Source organism: Pseudomonas sp. Irchel 3E13 (assembly GCF_900187455.1).
In the GTDB taxonomy this organism is placed as follows: Bacteria; Pseudomonadota; Gammaproteobacteria; order Pseudomonadales; family Pseudomonadaceae; genus Aquipseudomonas.
Window position 1 is genome coordinate 19703 of record NZ_FYDX01000025.1, and the last position, 17068, is coordinate 36770.

The following is a 17068-nucleotide window of genomic DNA, read 5'->3' on the forward strand; positions in this document are numbered from 1 at the left end:
CATGCTCGACCACAGCCAGATCCTCAGCGCCGCGGCCCAACTGGACCGGGCCGAACGCAACCGCGAACAGGTGCGCCAGTTCTCCCTGGAGCACCCCGGCATCACCATCGAGGACGCCTACGCCATCCAGCGCGCCTGGGTCGCGCAGAAGATCAAGGACGGGCGCAAGCTGGTCGGTCACAAGATCGGCCTGACCTCCCGCGCCATGCAGGTGTCGTCGAACATCACCGAGCCGGACTACGGCGCGCTGCTCGACGACATGCTGTTCGAAGAAGGCAGCGACATTCCGTTCGAACGCTTCATCGTGCCGCGGGTGGAAGTGGAGCTGGCGTTCATCCTCGGCAAGCCGCTGAAAGGCCCGAACGTCACCGTGTTCGACGTGCTCGACGCCACCGAGTGGGTGATCCCGGCGCTGGAAATCATCGACGCGCGCATCCACCAGGTCGACCCGCAGACCCAGGTCACCCGCAAGGTCTTCGACACCATCTCGGACAACGCCGCCAACGCCGGCGTGGTGATGGGCGGCCGGCCGGTGCGGCCGACCGATATCGACCTGCGCAAGGTGCCGGCGGTGCTCTACCGCAACGGCGTGATCGAGGAGTCCGGCGTCTCCGCCGCAGTGCTCAACCACCCGGCCAAGGGCGTGGCGTGGCTGGCCAACAAACTGGCGCCGTACGACGTCACCCTGGAAGCCGGGCAGATCATCCTCGGCGGCTCGTTCACCCGTCCGGTGGCCGCGCGCCCGGGCGACACCTTCCACGTCGACTACGACATGCTCGGCTCTATCGCCTGCCGTTTCGTCTGATCAGGAGCGCCCCATGGACATGCCCGTCAACCGCTTCAAACAACGCCTGAGCGAGGGCTCGGCGCAGATCGGCCTGTGGCTCGGCCTGGCCGATGCCTACTGCGCGGAGCTGGCGGCCAACGCCGGCTTCGACTGGCTGCTGATCGACGGCGAACACGCGCCGAATGACCTGCGCGGCATGCTCGCGCAGTTGCAGGCCGTGGCGCCTTACGCCAGCGAGGCGATCATCCGCCCGGTGATCGGCGATACCGCGCTGATCAAGCAGGTCCTCGACATCGGCGCGCAGACGCTGCTGGTGCCGATGGTGGAAAGCGCCGAGCAGGCCCGCCAGCTTGTACGCGCCATCCACTACCCGCCGCAGGGTGTGCGTGGCGTCGGCAGCGCCCTGGCGCGGGCTTCGCGCTGGAACAGCATCCCCGGCTACCTTGATCACGCCGATGCGCAGATGTGCCTGCTGGTGCAGATCGAAAACCAGGAAGGCCTGGCCAACCTGGACGAGATCGCCGCGGTGGACGGTGTCGACGGCGTGTTCATCGGCCCGGCGGACCTGAGCGCGTCGATGGGCCATCGTGGCAACCCGGGGCATCCCGACGTGCAGGCGGCGATCGAAGACGCCATCGCGCGGATCAACAAGGCCGGCAAGGCGGCGGGGATTCTCAGCGCGGATGAGAAGCTCGCGCGGCGCTATATCGAACTGGGCGCGAAATTCGTTGCGGTGGGTGTGGATACCACCGTGCTGATGCGCGGGTTGCAGGGGTTGGCGGCGAAGTTCAAGGATGGGCAGGTGGCACAGCCCAATTCCGGCGGCGTTTACTAGTTTTTTTGGGGCCGCTTTGCGGCCCCAAAGCCAGCTACCGCCGAACCTGCTTCAACTCATCCAGCAACCCCAACAACTGCTGCAACTTCTCCTCACCAAACTGCCCCTGCAACCGCTGGTAGCTGGCCTCCATGCACTGGCTCATCGAGCCGAATATCTCCTCGCCCTTCTCCGCCAGTTCCACCAGCACCCGGCGCTGGTCGGTTTCGGCGCGGCGGCGGTTCACCAGGCCGGCCGCTTCCATGCGCACCAGCACCCCGGTCATGCTCGGTTTGAGAATGCAGGCCAGGTCGGCCAGACGATAAATCTCCATTTCACCCTGCTGGCGCAATATGCGGATCACCCGCCACTGCTGCTCGGTCAGGCCGTGTTCATTAAGGGAAGGTCGGAAGAAGCGCATGGCGGCTTCGCGGGCTTGCAGCAGGGTCAGTGTCAGGGACTGACGAGGACGGCTGGACATGAAAATTCAGGGTGCTCAGGTTATTTTGTTAACACTTTAACAAAAACCATGCCGCACAACAGTGCCGCACCGCACCTGGCACCGTAGATCAAATGGGTCGGCACAGACGATCAAGACATTGCCGCGGCCAGAAGCGTTAATGAGCGACATAACGCGCCCGACACACGGCCGCCGCAGCACCCTTTTCTTCCATTGTTCAAGGAACAACTGCCATGACCCTGACCGCCAACCAACTGAACATCCAATTGAGCGAGCTGGACGCCTGGGGCACCGTTGCCGACCTGGGTTCGGAAATCCTCGAAGGCGAAGTACGCGCCTTCGGCAAAATGACCTTCGGCGCACCGACCGACGCCATCAGCAGCGCCTATTTCGGCACCACCCAAGGCAAGTTCCGCATGGTCTACCCGTTCAACGAACAGGCCGTGGTCGTGACCGGCGCCGTGCGCCTGACCGACGAAAGCACCGGCCAGGTCACCGAGTACAAGGCTGGTGACAGCTGGTTCGTGACCAAGGGCACGCCGGTACTGTGGGAGATTCTGAGCGAGAGCTTCGTGAAGCATTACTTCGCGGTAGCCTGAACAGTCATCGCTGGCCCGCGGGCTCCCAAGGTCATGAGCACTATGGGAGCCGGCTTGCCGGCGATGAGTTGCCGAGGCCCTACATCGCCACCTGCAACGACCCCGCAAAAATCGTCCACATCGCCTTCAATCGCCGCTCATACGCCGCCTGTCCGGCATAGATCAGCTCGACGATCAGGCTGTCCACCACCCCAAGGTAGGCATCGACGAACAACGCCCGCCGCTCCTCATCCAGCTTCGGCAACTGCCGTTGCAGCGCCTTGCCGAAGAATTCACCCATCCGCGCCAGATAGCCTTCGAAGCCCGCCGAAATCATCGGTCGCAGTTCCGCCGGCGGAAAGAACGCCGCCCGCAGCAGAAAGCGCAAGTGCGCCGACTCCTGATAACGCTCCGCCAGACGTTCTGCATATAGCGCACCGGGCAGGCCACGGTCGGCGGCGAAGCAGCCCTCCACATAAATCCGTTCTGCTTCCAGCGCGCGCTCAAACACCGCTTCGAACAGGTCGTCCTTGCTGCTGAAGTGGGCGTACAACGACGGCTTGCGCATGCCCACCGCCACGGCGATGTCGTTGAGCGACGCCGCGTCATAGCCAGACTCGGCGAACTGCTCGACCGCCACCACGCAAATCTTCTCCGCCGAAGGCGAAAGGGTTCTCATGCAACGCTTCTCCAATCAACAAGCAATCAATAGTGCATTCCGGGTTTGCAGGCGCTTGTCAGGGAACAAGGGTCGTCAGGCTGCTACAAAAAACAGCCTAACGACCGATAGGTCGACAATCCGGACGAGCCTATAAGCAACCCTGTACAGGGTCAAGGGATCGCTAACGGAAAGTCCTTTTACTTACGCCGGACCCGCGAGGCTGCTGCTGCGGAAGTCCTTGGGTGACTGCTCGAACTGTTTCTTGAACGAGCGGCTGAAGTGCGCCGAATCGGTGAAGCCCCACTTGTAGGCAATCGTGGTGATGGATTCGGTCTTGTGGATCGGGTTGGCCAGGTCGTCCGCGCTGCGCTGCAGGCGCACCCGCTGGATGTAACGGCAGACACTGTCGCCCTGCTCTTCGAACAGGCGGTACAGGTGACGCACCGAAATATTCAGGCGGCTGGCCAGGCTGACCGGCGTCAGGCCGGGTTGGCCGAGGGACTCATCGATGACCTTCTGCACATAGCTGCGCAGGTCCGCGCCCTGCAGCGAGGTCGGCAGATGGCTGGCCTGGTCGCTGCCCTCGATGGCCGAGCCGAGCAACGACAAGAAGGCGCTGTGCAGCGCTTCGCCCTCGGCATGCTCGCTTTCGCCGGCCGGGGTTTCCTTGCAGAGCTGGTCCATCAGCAGGTGCAGCATGCGTCCGCAAGCCTTGCTCTGGGAGATCTTGCCGAAGATCCGCTGATCGCTGCCCAGTTGCCGGCAGACCTGATCACGGGAGAGCGATAGCGAAGCGTGTTCGATCAGGCCGAACGGCATGATCTCGCAGGCGCCGACCGCGTCCATCAGCAACATCTCGCCGGGAGCGAGTTGCAGGCTGACGCCGTTCTGCGTGACCTGGGAAAAACCGGTGCGCTGGCTGACCAGGAAACAGCTCTGGTCGTTGTCACGGTCGGCCTTGAGGCCGTTGCGACGAATGACCCCAGCATTGGTGCGCAGGTTGGCCATCCCCAGCCCACCCCGCGACCAAGTGGAAATCTCGCCGATGAACAGCGAGCGGTTGAACGCAAGTTCGGTTTCGAAATACCCGCATGTCGCCTGCATCGCCGCGTTCCAGCGATCCAGGGCCGAGCCGGTAGCCTGATGGATACTCATACGTACCTCCACAGTGGCATCTTGTTTTTGTTACGCAATAGTTAACATGTTATCTATATGCGCGCAACAATTCTGTAAGCCTGTATGTGAAAGCACATTGAGTGCCAACTGGAAGATCAGAGCCCTTCGAGTAGCTTTTTCATCCCGACCAACGCCGTCAACAACAGGTCCCGCTGCTGCGGACTGATGCGGATATAGCGCCGAAACGCCGGCATTCTATTAACAACTTCACTACCGCCCATGTGTTCCAGGATGACCGTCCACTGGCCCTCCGCCCGCTCCAGGCGCAGGCGCTTGAAATCCAGCGGCATCAGCGCCTGGTACAACGTCGGATCCTGCTCCAGACGCTGACGGATCCTGTCCGCCAGCCCCGCCTCGCCGCCCTTCTGTTTCCAGCCGATCCCGGTGCGACGGATCGCACCACGATGATGCGCCTCCAGGCGGACAGTGCCCTCGGAGCTGGCACGGCACTGCAGACGAAACTCGCAGAGCACCAGGTGCATCAGCAGTTGCGCTTCGGCGCGCTCGTGCACTTCGAATTCGAGGCCGCCGGCCAGGGCGAATCGCGCCCGGCCGACTTCCAGCACCTGGCAACCCTTGACGCCAAGGTTGCGCCGCAGGTGCTCCAGGGTGACCCCCGGGCGATAGCCCGAGGGTGCGCGATCAAACAGTCTTTGCCACAGGTTCGGCGTAGTAGTCGCCATGATGTGCTCCAGGTTCGTTGGCGAATTCCTTGGCCAGAACTTCTTCGACCACCGCCGGTTTGAACGGGTTGACCTTCTGCACGACCAAGGTCCAGAACAGCGCGTAGGCCGCAGTGCCGCCGAGCATCCAGGCGAATGGCACATAAACGTCAGCGGGGTTCATGCCCGGCGGGGTGATGAACCACATGCCGATGATGATGCCGACGCTGGACAGAATTTGCGGCAGCGGGAAGAACGGCGAGCGGTAGGCGCGCGGCAGGTCCGGCCGACGGATACGCAGGATCACCACCGACACGGTCACCAGCAGGTACGCGGTACTCCAGGCGCACACCGCCGCCAGCACCAGGTGCATGATGTTGTCGGTGTTGCCGCCCAGGTACAGGGCGTGCAGGCACGGGATCAGCATCGCCACCAGGATGCACAGCAGCGGCGTCTTGAAACGCGGGTGCAGGTAGGTGAAGACCTTCGGCAGCGCGCCGTCCACGGCCATGCCGTAGAGGATCCGAGGCACCCCGGCCATCAGCGTGTTGATGGTGGCGGCGCCGGCGAACAGGAAGCCGATACCCAGCCACAGCGGGCCGATGTCACCCATGACCTGCTCGGCGAATTTCGGGATCGCCATCGGCGTATCGAGCAAGTGCACGCCACTGGCGGCATCGAGCACCACGTTTTCCACCTGGCGCTTCATCGCCGCGCCATAGATGAACATGCACGACGCCACGCCCAACAGGCCCAGCGCCATCGCCCGCGGCATGGTCCGCGCCGAGCGGCGCAGGTCCGGGGCCAGCGGCGTGACGAACTCGCAGCCGACGAACATGAACATCGCCATGCCCACCAGCGACAGCACGGTAATCAGGTCGGTGCCGACCATCGACTCACCGAACCAGCCGTCCAGTTCCACCGCCGGCGCGGCGATCAGGCCGAGCACGCCGAACACCATCAACGTGGTCCACATGCCGAAGGTGAGGATGATTTCCGCCTTGCCGAAGGCGCTGACGCCAAAGGCGTTGAGCACCGCGAACACCACCACGAAGCCCACGCCCAGCAGCCAGGAGCCACCGGCCGATTCAGCCAGGGTATTGAGGTGTTCGAAGTTCACCAGCGCCATCACACCGGCGAGGATGGTTTCCGCGGTGCCGGCGAAGACGTGGACGATCAGGTACGCCGACAGCGTGCCGGTGATCGCAAAGAAACGGCCCATGCCGCAGTTGATGTAGTCGTAGACCGAACCGGTGGTCGGCAAGATCGACGCCGCCTCGGCAAAGGTGGTGGACTGCGCCAGCATCAGCAGCACCGCGATCAGCATCGCCATGGCGAAGGCGCTGCCGCCGATGCCGAAACCCATGGTCGCGGTCAGGATGACGGGGCTGGCCATGATCAGGCCGATAGTACTGGCGAGGGCGGTGGGGAACCCGATCGTGCCCCGGTTCAGGTGCGCGCTGAGCGTGTCGTTGAGCGACATGGTGAAGGACCTCAAGAGCCGTTGTTATGGTTGTGCGTCACTGTGCGCCGCACTCCATGCCACGTCTTGCCCCAGACTGCCGGGGGTTTTGTTGCTGGCTGCCAGGTCCTTCCTTTGAGAGCAAATGTCTTTGAGACTGCGTCAGTCAGCCCTCCCCATGCGCCTTCTGCTTCAACCGCTCGGTATCCACCCGCACGAACACCGAATCCGCGGTAACGGTCAGCACATCGCCGGCCCAGACCTCGCAGATCACCCGGCTCTTGCGCCCCACCTCGCCCTCGACCCGCGCCTTGAGCGTCAGCTCCACGCCCATCGGCGTCGGCTTCAGGTAGGTCAGGCCAAGATGTCCGGTCACGCAGTCGATACGCGGCAGCGAACCCGGTTCGCGCCCTTCGGCCCGGTAGTGATAGGCCATGGCCGCCCAGTTGGAGTGGCAATCCACCAGCATCGCCAGCAGACCGCCATAGACCAGGCCGGGCCAGCCGCAGAACGTGCTGTCGGGCGCATGAGTGCAGATCAAGTGGATGCCGTCATCAGCCCAGTGGCTTTTCAGATGCAGCCCGCTGGGATGGGCCGAACCGCAGCCGTAGCAAACGCCATCCGGCGCCGCCAGGTCTTGAAGGGATAGAGCGTGGGAATTCATGGGTTTCCTGATTTGTTTTTGTAGGAAAGTTCAGATGTTAACGCTCTCATCCTACCTTTCCAACACACCCACCAAAGTCCTCACCGATGCGTCATTAGGTCTCACATGGCGACCGGCCATCCCAGGAAGGAGTAAGCTAGCCCCCAGCCAAGCCAACCATCCAAAAACAAGGACCGCTGCGATGATTGCTAATGATGCTTGCTGGCACCACGCCGATGACGGTTCGCCTTGCGGTTATCCGCGCCGTGCGCCGTACGCCGGACTGTTCCTCGCCTGGAGCGTGACCCGCAACCTGCTCAGCCGCGACTTCAAGGCCGACTACGACGCCGAGATCCAGGCCCTGGGCGAACGCCTGATGACCCCCGCGCGCTTTTTCCAGTTGTGCTGCGACGGCCTGCTGGTCGACGAAGACCTCAACCGATCGGGCAACGCCTTCGCCGCCCATTACCTGAGCCTGCAAGCCCCTTCCCTGCCCTGCGACCTGCAGGAGCTGCTGAACAGCGACGCCGAGCCCGCGGCGAGCTGGGACCAGTACGACCTGCTCAAGCCGCGCCTGGACCTGCGTTTCGCCCAATGGCAGGCCGGTCAGTGAACCTGATGCGATAAAAACTGTCTTTGCGCTGGTGGCTTGTCGAGATTTCCTACAAAGACAAGCCCGCGGGGACGTCCAACGGTTATCCCCTTTCTCACCCTTCGTTGCGCTGGCGGCAGGCATGCGGCCGGCGGTTTTCATTTTTTCTTCTCGGGGAAGATAACCATGCGCCTGCTTCGCCCTCTCCGCGCACGCTCTGCCGTGCTTCCCGCCCTGCTCGCCGGTGTGTTCATGAGTGCCCTCGCCCACGCCGAAGCGCCCGCCAGCGATGATCGCTGGGTCAGCGACAGCCTCAGCACCTACGTGCGCAGCGGCCCGACCGACGGCCACCGGCTGGTCGGCACGCTCAAATCCGGACAGAAGGTTCAACTGCTTACCACCCAGGGCAACTACAGCCAGGTCCGTGGCGAATCCGGCGATGTCGTGTGGATCGCCAGCAGCGACCTGCAGAACGTCCCCGGCCAGGCCGAACACCTGCCGCAACTCACCGCCCGGGTTGCGCAACTCGACGAGCAACTGAAAACCATCGACGACAGTTGGAAAACCCGGGTCCAGGGCATGCAAGAGACCCTGGACTCGCGCAAGGCCCTGATCGACGAATTGCAGGCCCGCAACCAGTCGCTCAACGAGGAACTGGCCGAGGCCCAGTCGCAACTGCGCGACACCCAGGCCAGGCTCGGTGACGAGAACAAACAGGTGCTGATGCGCTACATGGTCTACGGCGGCGGCATCGCCGGGGCCGGTTTGCTGGCGGGCCTGATCCTGCCGATGCTCAGCCGCGGCCGCAAACGCAACAGCGGCTGGGTTTAATTGCCGCTCAACGAGTACGGCCCGCTGGCCAACTGCTCACGCAGAAACGCCACACACGCCCGCACCTTCGCCGAACTGGACGAGCGCACCGCCGTCACCGCCCAGATATCCGCCGGCTGATGCCAGGCCGGCAGCACCTGGACCAGCGCGCCGCTGGCCAGGCTGCCGGCCACGTCCCAGCGCGAGGCCATGATGATGCCGTGGCCGTCGTGGGCCCACTGGCGGACGATGTCGCTGTGGTTGGAGGCCATGGGACCGGTGACCTTGACCGTCTCGGCGCCATTGGGCCCGAGCAGGCGCCACACGCCGAAACGGTCGTCGCGGCTGCGAAACAGCAGGCAGTCATGCTGGGCCAGGTCCGCCGCCACCTTGGGCGTGCCGCGCCGGGCCAGGTATTCCGGCGCCGCCGCCAGCACCCGGGTGCTTTCGGCGATGCGGTGGGCAATCAGGTGTTTCTCCTGCACTTCGCCGACGCGGATATCGATGTCGAAGTTGTCGGCGATCAGGTCCACCCGCCGGTCCAGCAACTCCACCCACACTTCCAGCGCCGGGTACTGGCGTCGCAACAGCGACAGAATCGGCGCGATATGTTCGCGGCCCAACCGCAGGCTGGTGCACAGCCGCAGGGTGCCTTGCGGTTCGCGCTGGCCACCGGACAGCGCATCGACCATCGCCCCGACGTCCTCGAGAATCTTCTGCGCCCAGACGAACGCCGCCTCGCCATCGCTGGTGATGTTGACCCGCCGCGTGGTGCGGTTGAACAGCTTGACCCCGAGTTGCTCCTCCAGCGTGGCGATGCGCTTGCTGACATGGGCCGGCGACAACCCGGTCTCGCTGGCGGCGGCGATAAAACTGGAGCGCCGGGCCACTTCGCAGAACAACTGCAAGTCCCGCAGCAGCGGTTCATTATTCGCTGTGAGCACATTCTGATTCTTCATTACGCCCGATTATCTCCTGGGACTTTTTATTTAGCCTCTCACAAAACCTGCCTTGTCGCACAAGCCAGAACAACAAGAGAGACCTATGAAGAAGATTCGCATTGCCGTCGCCGGCGCCGGCCTGATCGGCCGCCGTCATATCGAACTGATCCAGGCCAGCAACGACTGCGAACTGGCCGCGATCGTCGATCCGCTGCCCGCCACGGCGACCTTCGCCAACAGCCTCGGCGTGCCGCTGTACAGCGACCTCGACAGCCTGCTGACCGCGCAACGCCCGGACGGCGTGATCCTCGCCACCCCCAATCAATTGCACGTCGAAGGCGCCCTGACCTGCGTCGCCCACGGCATTCCCGCGCTGATCGAAAAACCGGTGGCGCACACCCTGGAAGAAGGCAAGCGCCTGCTGGCCATTGCCGAGCAGGCCGGGGCGAAACTGCTGGTCGGCCATCACCGCGCCCACAGCGCAATCCTGCAGAAGGCCCGTGAAGTGATCGCCGAAGGCGTGCTTGGCAATCTGGTGGCGGTGATGGGCAGCGCGCTGTTCTACAAGCCCGACGACTACTTCGACGCCGCGCCCTGGCGCCGCCAGGCGGGTGGCGGCCCGGTGTTGATCAACATGATTCACGAGATCGGCAACCTGCGTTCGCTGTGCGGCGAGATCGTCGCCGTGCAGGCCCAGGCCTCCAGCGCCACCCGGGGTTTCCCGGTGGAAGACACGGTGTCCATCAGCCTGCGCTTCGCCAGCGGCGCCCTCGGCACCTTCATGCTCTCCGACACCGCCGGCTGCGCCCGCAGTTGGGAACAGACCTCGCGGGAAAACCGCGACTACCCGAGCTACGACGACGAAGACTGCTACGTGCTGGCCGGCACCCAGGGCTCGCTGTCGATCCCGACCATGCGCCTGAAGTACTACGACAAACGCGAAGACCGCTCGTGGTGGAAGCCGTTCGAGACGGCTGTCGCGAGCCTGGATGAAGCGGATCCACTGGAGCGTCAGTTGGCGCATTTCTGCCAGGTGATCCGTGGCGAAGCCGAGCCGCTGGTGGGCGTGCGGGATGGTTTGCGTAATCTGCAGATTGTCGATGCGATCAGTGAAGCGGCGCGGACGGGGCAGATTGTTTCAACCGAGCAGTTGTAACAACTTGGAGACCTCATCGCTGGCTTGCCAGTGATGAGGCCCTGAAGACCATCTAATAACAACAAGAAAGGGACCCCAAATGGCCCACAACACCCACCAAACCAAGAAAGCCACCGCCAGCGGCTGGGTCGGCTCCGCCCTAGAGTACTACGACTTCTTCATCTACGCCCAGGCTGCGGCGCTGATTTTCCCGCAGATATTCTTCCCCGCCGGCGATCCAAAACTGGCGATCATCGCCTCGCTCGCCACCTACGGCGTCGGCTACCTGGCGCGCCCGGTGGGCGCCTTCGTGCTCGGCCACTGGGGCGACACCCGCGGGCGCAAGAATGTCCTGCTGCTGTGCATGTTCCTGATGGGCATCGCCACCTTCGCCGTCGGCCTGCTGCCCACCTTCAACCAGATCGGCTACTGGGCACCGGCGCTGCTGGTGGTGCTGCGGCTGATCCAGGGCTTCGCGGTGGCCGGCGAGATCGCCGGGGCCAGTTCGATGATCCTGGAACACGCGCCGCCCGGACGCCGAGGATTCTTCGCCAGCTTCACCCTGCAAGGCGTCCAGGCCGGCCAGGTGCTGGCGGCGGCGATCTTCCTGCCGCTGGCCTACTTCATGCCCGAAGAAGCCTTCAATAGCTGGGGCTGGCGGATTCCGTTCCTGCTCAGCGCCGCCGTGCTGATCGCCGCGTTCATCATTCGCCGCGAGGTCAAGGAGCCGGAAGCCTTCGTGCAGAAAGTGGAAAACGTCGCCCGCACCCGCTCTCCGATCCGTGAAGCCTTCAAATACAGTTGGCACGGCATGCTGGTGGTGTTCGGCGTGTCGCTGATGAACGTGATCCCGGTGGTGACCACCATCTTCGGCGCCGCCTATGCGGTGCAGCCAGCCTACGGCGTCGGCTTCGACAAGAGCGTGTACCTGTGGATCCCGGTGGTCGGCAACATCCTCGCGGTGCTGGTGATTCCCTTCGTCGGCAACCTCTCCGACCGCATCGGCCGGCGTCCGCTGATCATCGGCGCGGCCATCGGTTGCGGCCTGATGTCCTTCGTCTACCTGTACGCCATCAGCATCCACAGCGTGCCGCTGGCCTTCGCCGCGTCGCTGTTGATGTGGGGCACGATCTACCAGGGCTACAACGCGATCTTCCCGAGCTTCTTCCCCGAGCAGTTCCAGACCCACTACCGCGTGTCGGCCATGGCCGTGGCGCAGAACATCGGCTACATGATCACCGCCCTGCTCCCGGCGCTGTTCACCGCCGTGGCACCGCCGGGTTCGGACAACGTACCGCTGCTGATCGGCGCCATCACCTGCGTGGTCACCGCCATCTCGGCCATCGCCGCCTGGAGCGCGCCGGAAACCTTCCGCACGCCGCTCGACCAACTCGGCAAGCACGACGCCGTGGCCCTCGACAAAACCACTTATGACGCGCAGCGGGCCCAGGCCCTGCGCACCACCCCCTGACCGGAAGCTCTCCCCATGCAAACCCTACTCGTACTCAATGGCCCCAACCTGAACATGCTCGGCCTGCGCCAGCCCGAGGTCTACGGCCGCGAAACCCTCGCCGATGTCGAAGCGCTGTGCCGCGCCACCGGCGCCAGCCACGACCTGAACATCGAGTTCCAGCAGACCAACCATGAAGGCCAGATGATCGACTGGATCCACCAGGCCCGCGGCCGCGTCGCCGGCATCGTCATCAACCCCGGCGCCTGGACCCACACCTCGGTGGCGATCCATGACGCGCTGATCGCCGCCGAAGTGCCGGTGATCGAAGTGCACATCTCCAACGTGCACCGCCGCGAGTCGTTCCGTCATCACTCGTATGTGTCGCTGGTGGCGCAGTCGGTGCTGGCCGGTTTCGGCACCCACGGCTACGCGCTGGCCATCACCCACTTCGCCCGTCAACTGCAAGGAAGCCAAGCATGAAAACCCTCGGCAACCCCACTCAACGCCTGCGCCTGGGCTTCGTCGGCGGTGGACTGGAATCGTCCATCGGCTCCACCCACCGCTACGCCGCGCACCTGGACGGACAGTTCGAACTGGTGGCCGGCGTCTTCGCCCGCGACCCGGCACGCAACCGCGCCGCCGCCGAGGCCTACGGCATTGCCGAAGACCGCATCTACCCGGACTTCCAGAGCATGGCCGTGGCCGAAGCAGCCCGCGAAGACGGCGTCCACGCGGTAGCGATCATGGCGCCGAACGCAGTGCACGTACCGGCCAGCCTGGCCTTCCTCGACCAGGGCATCGACGTCATCAGCGACAAGCCGCTGGCGGCCAACCTCGCTGAAGCCGAGACCCTGCTGGAGCGGGTCCGCCGTGGCCCGGCACTGCACCTGCTGACCCACAACTACAGCGGCTATCCGCTGATCCGCGAAGCCCGCGAACTGATCGCCAGCGGTGTGATTGGCGACGTGCGCCTGGTCCAGGTCGAACACGCCAGCGCCTTCGGCACCCACCCGCTGGAACAGCAAGGCGCCAAGGCCCTGATGTGGCGCACCGACCCGGCGCAGTCCGGCGCGTCTTCGGTGCTGGCCGACGTCGGCGTCCACGCCCATCAACTGCTGCGCTTCGTCACCGGCGAAGAAATCAGCGAAGTCTCGGCGGAACTGAGCACCCTGGTGCCGGGCCGCGTCAGCGATGACAACGCCCACGTCAAACTGCGCCTGGGCAACGGCGCGCGCGGCATGCTCTGGGCCAGCTTCGTCGCGGCCGGGCATCGCCATGGTCTGCAGCTGCGCGTGTTCGGTTCCAAGGGCTCGCTGTACTGGCACCAGGAAGACCCGGAGCGTCTGGAAGTGCGCTACCAGGACCAGCCGCACCAGATACTGCGCCGTGGCGAAGCCTGGCTGAGCGAATCGGCGCGGTTGTCGACGCGGATCAAGGCTGGCCAGCCCGAGGGCTTGCTGGAGGCGTTCGCCAATATCTACAGCGAAGCGGCCGAGCGCATTCGCGCCCGTCGCGAGCAACGGGCGCCGAGCGCGCAGTCGCTGCTGTGCCCGACGGCCGAGGATGGATTGCGCGGGATGAGCTTTATCGATGCCTGCGTGAAGTCGGATCGGGCGGAGGGGCGCTGGACTGAGGTCGCCTGAGTATTGCGCGAGGATTGTTTCTGCCGCTGACCCGCAATGCCGGTCGCTTTTCCAAAGCGCAGCTATTTCATCCATTTAATTGGGATTTTTCCTATATACCCGCCGCTGACCGGCATTCAGGATTTCTGCGGAATTCATTCCTCAGGCAATCCCCTGCGGTCAGCGGCCAGCAAGTACCTGGCTGGCGCCCTGGTGGATACCTGTCCACATGCGCCCCCACGCTGAAACTGGCGTTGGGGGCGCAGTTGCAGGGAGCACTGCATGCCCGCCCTATCCGACCTGCGCTTCACCTTCACCGCCGGCGCCGTCGACTTCGACGTCGTCGAGTTCCACCTCACCGAAGGCCTCTCCGAGACCTTCCGCCTCGAAGTCGACCTGAGTTGCGCCAATTCCGCCGTCGACTTTGGCCAGGTCCTCGACCGCCCGGCCCTGCTCACCCTCTGGCAAGGCGGCCAGCCCGTGCGCTATGTGCACGGCTCGGTCAGTTCGTTCCAGCAAGGCGAGACCGGCTTTCGCCGCACCCGCTACCGCGCTGTCGTCGAACCGCGCCTGGCCCGCCTGCGACTGGCCTCGGACTGGCGCATTTTCCAGACCCTCACCGTGCCCGACATCGCCACCGCGATGCTCAAGAAGCACGCCCTCGATCTGGACTACGAACAACGCATCACCAACGCCCATGAAACGCGGGAATACTGCGTACAGGCGGGTGACACCGACTACCACTTCGTCGAACGCATCATGCGCGAGGAAGGTTTTTTCTACGGTTTCCTGCACAGCGCCGAAGGCCACCGCCTGGTCCATTGCGACCGCCTGTGGATCTTCGGCAAGCAGCCCGGCCTGCCGGTTGAATACAACCCCAGGCCCGGCGGCGATCGTCCGGGTCCGGCGCTGCACAGCTTCACCTACACCGAAAACGTGCGCAGCGCCCGCCAGACCCAGCGCGACTACAGCTTCAAGAACCCGTTGTACAACCAGCAAACCCGGCGCGAAGCCACCGACCTGGCGCACCAGGCCAAGAACTACGAGCGTTACGACTATCCCGGCCGCTACAAGGGCGAAGTGGGCGAGGCCTTCACCCGTGATCGCCTGCGCGGACTGCGCGGCGAGGCCTGTCAGGTCATCACCGAAGGTGACGACGCGCGGCTGGTGCCGGGCATCTATTTCGACCTCGTCGGCCACCCGCGCGAAGACCTGAACCGCGGCTGGCGCCCGATACGCCTGGAGCACCGCGGCACGCAATACGTCAGCCAGGGCGAGGACAGCGCCGACGCCACCCAGGGCACCCACTACAACTGCACCGCCATCCTGGTGCCGGACGATGCCGAATGGCGCGCCGAGGCATTGCCCAAACCACGTATTGACGGCCCGCAGCCGGCGAAAGTAGTTGGCCCGCCCGGAGAGGAAATCTACTGCGACGAATTCGGCCGGGTGAAGGTGCAGTTCCCGTGGGACCGCGAGGGTAACGAGGACGAACACAGCTCCTGCTGGATCCGCGTATCGCAGAACATCGCCGGTGCGCTTTGGGGCCATATGGCGATTCCGCGTATTGGCCAGGAAGTGATCGTCAGCAACTTCGACGGCGACCCGGACCAGCCTGTTATCACCGGCCGGGGCTTCAATGCCCTGCAGCGCCCGCCCTACGAACTGCCGAAGCACAAGACCCGCATGACCCTCAAGAGCCAGACCCACAAGGGCGACGGCTTCAACGAGCTGCGTTTCGAGGATGAGGCCGGGCAGGAAGAGGTGTTCATCCATGCGCAGAGGGACCAGAACAATGTGGTCAAGAATGACGAGACCACCTTTGTCGGGCATGACCGCAGCGAGCAGGTCGAGAACGACGAAACCCTGACCATCGGCCACGACCGCAAGGACACGGTGGGCAATCACGAGCAAGTGGTCATCGGCGTGAACCGGCGGCATCAGATCGGCCAGGACGACGAACTGAGCATTGGCCGCCATCACACCATCACCACCGCCCAGGACCGTACCGAACAGGTCGGCAATAACCGCCTGGACAAGACCGCTGCCAATCAGCGGGTGGAGATCGGCGGGCATCTGGACCAGCAGGTGCAAGGGGACGTCACGGTGCAGGCTGGCCAGAGCATTACGCAGCACACCAAGGTGCACGAAATCCATGCGTCCGAAGCTGTGATCATCAAGGCACCGGGCGGCACGCTGCGTATCGATGGCGCGGGCATAACCATCGATGGCATCTCGATCCGCGAGCTTGCCCCCATGACGATGAGTGCAGCCGGGAGCAGCAACAGTATCGTCATGACCGGCGTTCCAGTGACGGGTGAACCCGTCTGCGTGGGATGCCTGCTCAAGGCTATGGCCGAGGGGCGCAGCCTGATTCCCATGGACGGAGAGACCGCCTGATGTCGCCTTTTGCAGAAGAATTGATGGGCCAGCTCCATAAAGCACCGAACCTTCGCTTGACGGCCATCGTGGAAATGGCTCGCGTGCCGCTTCCTGCGCGTCAACGCTTGATCGAGCGATTCGCGCAAACGGCCTACCCGATCCTCTACCAGCAGTGCTTTGCCAATCTTCGGGATATCGGCCCTTGGTTGTTCTCCTCCGGTGAACACCTGAGCCTCGATAGCCAGTACGACTTCCACTGTACCTTGGTCGAAATCGCAGGCGATGTGCCCTGCGCCTGGCTGGTGAGCGCCCTGGAGCCGTCCAGGCTCGCCAATCATCTCGGCCAGGCCGCCACTGCCCGAGGACCGGATGGCGCTTCATTCCTGTTGCGCTTTTACAGCGAGCAAGCATTTCCCGTGCTACAGGCCCGCCATGACCTGCCCGGTATCGCCGAATTGCTAGCGCCCATCCATTCATGGTGGGCATTGGAACCTCACGATAAACGCAATGCCTGGCGGCAATACGAGGGCCACAACCGACCGGACCATTACGGCATCCCACCCATCCGGCTGGACCAAGCCTGTTGGGATGCGTTGACGGGAAGTTCGCTGCGCTTTCAGTTGTGCGATCTGCTTCAGCAAGAGTGGACCCCTGGGAAGACTGAAAACGGCCACGCAATCCGGCTGGCACGGGTGCAGCAGTTGCTGGCCGAGGCACGGCAGTGCGGTTTGCACCGACCGGCAGACCAGAAGGACTACGTCATCTTCCTGACCCGGCATGGCCCGGACCTGCGCACAAACGCTGCGTGGCAAGCCGCCCTGACAGACGCTCGGGACGATGCCAAGCCCCTCGCGCAAGCGCTCAAACAACGCCTTTTCCAACATTCCTGA

18 protein-coding genes are annotated in these 17068 nt (G+C 64.0%); 11 read left to right on the forward strand and 7 right to left on the reverse strand.

What is annotated here, in order from left to right; genetic code table 11:
• The first annotated feature begins 1 nt into the window (after position 1).
• Both hpaH and hpaI read left to right on the forward strand, forming a co-directional pair.
• On the forward strand, positions 2-805 hold the full coding sequence (gene hpaH, locus CKW37_RS30390; RefSeq protein ID WP_095159798.1) for a 2-oxo-hept-4-ene-1,7-dioate hydratase: 804 nt from the start codon (positions 2-4) through the stop codon (positions 803-805).
• Between the two features lie 13 nt (positions 806-818).
• Positions 819-1622: a 4-hydroxy-2-oxoheptanedioate aldolase gene (gene hpaI, locus CKW37_RS30395; RefSeq protein ID WP_095159799.1), complete on the forward strand. Its 804-nt coding sequence runs from the start codon at positions 819-821 to the stop codon at positions 1620-1622.
• A gap of 34 nt (positions 1623-1656) precedes the next feature.
• Here hpaI and hpaR read toward each other — a convergent pair whose 3' ends face one another.
• On the reverse strand, positions 1657-2082 hold the full coding sequence (gene hpaR / locus CKW37_RS30400; RefSeq protein ID WP_095159800.1) for a homoprotocatechuate degradation operon regulator HpaR: 426 nt from the start codon (positions 2080-2082) through the stop codon (positions 1657-1659).
• Between the two features lie 212 nt (positions 2083-2294).
• On the opposite strand from hpaR, the gene CKW37_RS30405 reads away from it, so the two are divergent.
• The gene (locus CKW37_RS30405) at positions 2295-2660 is read left to right on the forward strand and encodes a cupin domain-containing protein (RefSeq protein WP_095159801.1); all 366 of its coding nucleotides are present in this window, start codon (positions 2295-2297) and stop codon (positions 2658-2660) included.
• Positions 2661-2739: 79 nt separating this feature from the next.
• Here the strand turns inward: CKW37_RS30405 and CKW37_RS30410 are convergent, their stop codons facing one another.
• From CKW37_RS30410 to CKW37_RS30430, 5 genes are all read right to left on the reverse strand, one after another.
• Entirely contained in the window at positions 2740-3318 is a 579-nt protein-coding gene (locus CKW37_RS30410) for a TetR/AcrR family transcriptional regulator (protein ID WP_095159802.1), read from the reverse strand.
• Between the two features lie 183 nt (positions 3319-3501).
• Complete coding sequence (gene feaR, locus CKW37_RS30415) at positions 3502-4455, reverse strand: transcriptional regulator FeaR (protein ID WP_095159803.1); 954 nt, start codon at positions 4453-4455, stop codon at positions 3502-3504.
• 116 nt (positions 4456-4571) lie between these two features.
• Entirely contained in the window at positions 4572-5159 is a 588-nt protein-coding gene (locus tag CKW37_RS30420; RefSeq protein WP_095159804.1) for a DUF3156 family protein, read from the reverse strand.
• Entirely contained in the window at positions 5119-6621 is a 1503-nt protein-coding gene (locus CKW37_RS30425; RefSeq protein ID WP_095159805.1) for an APC family permease, read from the reverse strand. Before CKW37_RS30425 ends, CKW37_RS30420 begins: the two co-directional genes overlap by 41 nt.
• Before the next feature lie 145 nt (positions 6622-6766).
• Entirely contained in the window at positions 6767-7264 is a 498-nt protein-coding gene (locus CKW37_RS30430; protein ID WP_095159806.1) for a PaaI family thioesterase, read from the reverse strand.
• 181 nt (positions 7265-7445) lie between these two features.
• Here CKW37_RS30430 and CKW37_RS30435 point away from each other — a divergent pair, with 181 nt between their 5' ends.
• Positions 7446-7856, forward strand: a complete 411-nt coding sequence (locus CKW37_RS30435; RefSeq protein ID WP_095159807.1) for a hypothetical protein — start codon at positions 7446-7448, stop codon at positions 7854-7856.
• 231 nt (positions 7857-8087) lie between these two features.
• Positions 8088-8666 carry a TIGR04211 family SH3 domain-containing protein gene (locus CKW37_RS30440; protein WP_256587894.1) on the forward strand — a complete coding sequence of 193 codons (579 nt, stop codon included), beginning with the start codon at positions 8088-8090 and terminating at the stop codon, positions 8664-8666.
• Here the strand turns inward: CKW37_RS30440 and CKW37_RS30445 are convergent.
• Positions 8663-9604, reverse strand: coding sequence for a LysR family transcriptional regulator (locus tag CKW37_RS30445; protein ID WP_095159809.1), 942 nt, complete (start codon positions 9602-9604; stop codon positions 8663-8665). The genes CKW37_RS30440 and CKW37_RS30445 overlap by 4 nt on opposite strands.
• 85 nt (positions 9605-9689) lie before the next feature.
• On the opposite strand from CKW37_RS30445, the gene CKW37_RS30450 reads away from it, so the two are divergent.
• The 6 genes from CKW37_RS30450 (at position 9690) to CKW37_RS30475 (ending at position 17068) form a co-directional block, all read left to right on the forward strand.
• A complete protein-coding gene (locus CKW37_RS30450; protein WP_095159810.1) occupies positions 9690-10742 on the forward strand; it encodes a Gfo/Idh/MocA family protein in 1053 nt (350 codons plus the stop codon).
• Positions 10743-10821: 79 nt separating this feature from the next.
• Entirely contained in the window at positions 10822-12192 is a 1371-nt protein-coding gene (locus tag CKW37_RS30455) for an MFS transporter (RefSeq protein WP_095159811.1), read from the forward strand.
• 15 nt (positions 12193-12207) lie between these two features.
• On the forward strand, positions 12208-12654 hold the full coding sequence (gene aroQ / locus CKW37_RS30460) for a type II 3-dehydroquinate dehydratase (RefSeq protein ID WP_095159812.1): 447 nt from the start codon (positions 12208-12210) through the stop codon (positions 12652-12654).
• Positions 12651-13817 carry a Gfo/Idh/MocA family protein gene (locus CKW37_RS30465; RefSeq protein WP_095159813.1) on the forward strand — a complete coding sequence of 389 codons (1167 nt, stop codon included), beginning with the start codon at positions 12651-12653 and terminating at the stop codon, positions 13815-13817. The genes aroQ and CKW37_RS30465 overlap by 4 nt, the downstream gene beginning before the upstream one ends.
• A 261-nt stretch (positions 13818-14078) precedes the next feature.
• Complete coding sequence (locus CKW37_RS30470) at positions 14079-16196, forward strand: type VI secretion system Vgr family protein (RefSeq protein WP_095159814.1); 2118 nt, start codon at positions 14079-14081, stop codon at positions 16194-16196.
• Entirely contained in the window at positions 16196-17068 is an 873-nt protein-coding gene (locus tag CKW37_RS30475; RefSeq protein ID WP_095159815.1) for a DUF4123 domain-containing protein, read from the forward strand. The genes CKW37_RS30470 and CKW37_RS30475 overlap by 1 nt, the downstream gene beginning before the upstream one ends.

What these genes read in the sequence shown, in the direction of transcription:
- CKW37_RS30410 (WP_095159802.1), bottom strand. Translation starts at nt 3,318, where the DNA reads ATGAGAACCCTTTCGCCTTCGGCGGAGAAGATTTGCGTGGTGGCGGTC.
- hpaR (WP_095159800.1), bottom strand. Translation starts at nt 2,082, where the DNA reads ATGTCCAGCCGTCCTCGTCAGTCCCTGACACTGACCCTGCTGCAAGCC.
- hpaI (WP_095159799.1), top strand. Translation starts at nt 819, where the DNA reads ATGGACATGCCCGTCAACCGCTTCAAACAACGCCTGAGCGAGGGCTCG.
- CKW37_RS30455 (WP_095159811.1), top strand. Translation starts at nt 10,822, where the DNA reads ATGGCCCACAACACCCACCAAACCAAGAAAGCCACCGCCAGCGGCTGG.
- CKW37_RS30440 (WP_256587894.1), top strand. Translation starts at nt 8,088, where the DNA reads ATGAGTGCCCTCGCCCACGCCGAAGCGCCCGCCAGCGATGATCGCTGG.
- CKW37_RS30430 (WP_095159806.1), bottom strand. Translation starts at nt 7,264, where the DNA reads ATGAATTCCCACGCTCTATCCCTTCAAGACCTGGCGGCGCCGGATGGC.
- CKW37_RS30475 (WP_095159815.1), top strand. Translation starts at nt 16,196, where the DNA reads ATGTCGCCTTTTGCAGAAGAATTGATGGGCCAGCTCCATAAAGCACCG.
- aroQ (WP_095159812.1), top strand. Translation starts at nt 12,208, where the DNA reads ATGCAAACCCTACTCGTACTCAATGGCCCCAACCTGAACATGCTCGGC.
- CKW37_RS30465 (WP_095159813.1), top strand. Translation starts at nt 12,651, where the DNA reads ATGAAAACCCTCGGCAACCCCACTCAACGCCTGCGCCTGGGCTTCGTC.
- hpaH (WP_095159798.1), top strand. Translation starts at nt 2, where the DNA reads ATGCTCGACCACAGCCAGATCCTCAGCGCCGCGGCCCAACTGGACCGG.
- CKW37_RS30470 (WP_095159814.1), top strand. Translation starts at nt 14,079, where the DNA reads ATGCCCGCCCTATCCGACCTGCGCTTCACCTTCACCGCCGGCGCCGTC.
- CKW37_RS30405 (WP_095159801.1), top strand. Translation starts at nt 2,295, where the DNA reads ATGACCCTGACCGCCAACCAACTGAACATCCAATTGAGCGAGCTGGAC.
- CKW37_RS30435 (WP_095159807.1), top strand. Translation starts at nt 7,446, where the DNA reads ATGATTGCTAATGATGCTTGCTGGCACCACGCCGATGACGGTTCGCCT.
- CKW37_RS30445 (WP_095159809.1), bottom strand. Translation starts at nt 9,604, where the DNA reads ATGAAGAATCAGAATGTGCTCACAGCGAATAATGAACCGCTGCTGCGG.
- feaR (WP_095159803.1), bottom strand. Translation starts at nt 4,455, where the DNA reads ATGAGTATCCATCAGGCTACCGGCTCGGCCCTGGATCGCTGGAACGCG.
- CKW37_RS30450 (WP_095159810.1), top strand. Translation starts at nt 9,690, where the DNA reads ATGAAGAAGATTCGCATTGCCGTCGCCGGCGCCGGCCTGATCGGCCGC.
- CKW37_RS30425 (WP_095159805.1), bottom strand. Translation starts at nt 6,621, where the DNA reads ATGTCGCTCAACGACACGCTCAGCGCGCACCTGAACCGGGGCACGATC.
- CKW37_RS30420 (WP_095159804.1), bottom strand. Translation starts at nt 5,159, where the DNA reads ATGGCGACTACTACGCCGAACCTGTGGCAAAGACTGTTTGATCGCGCA.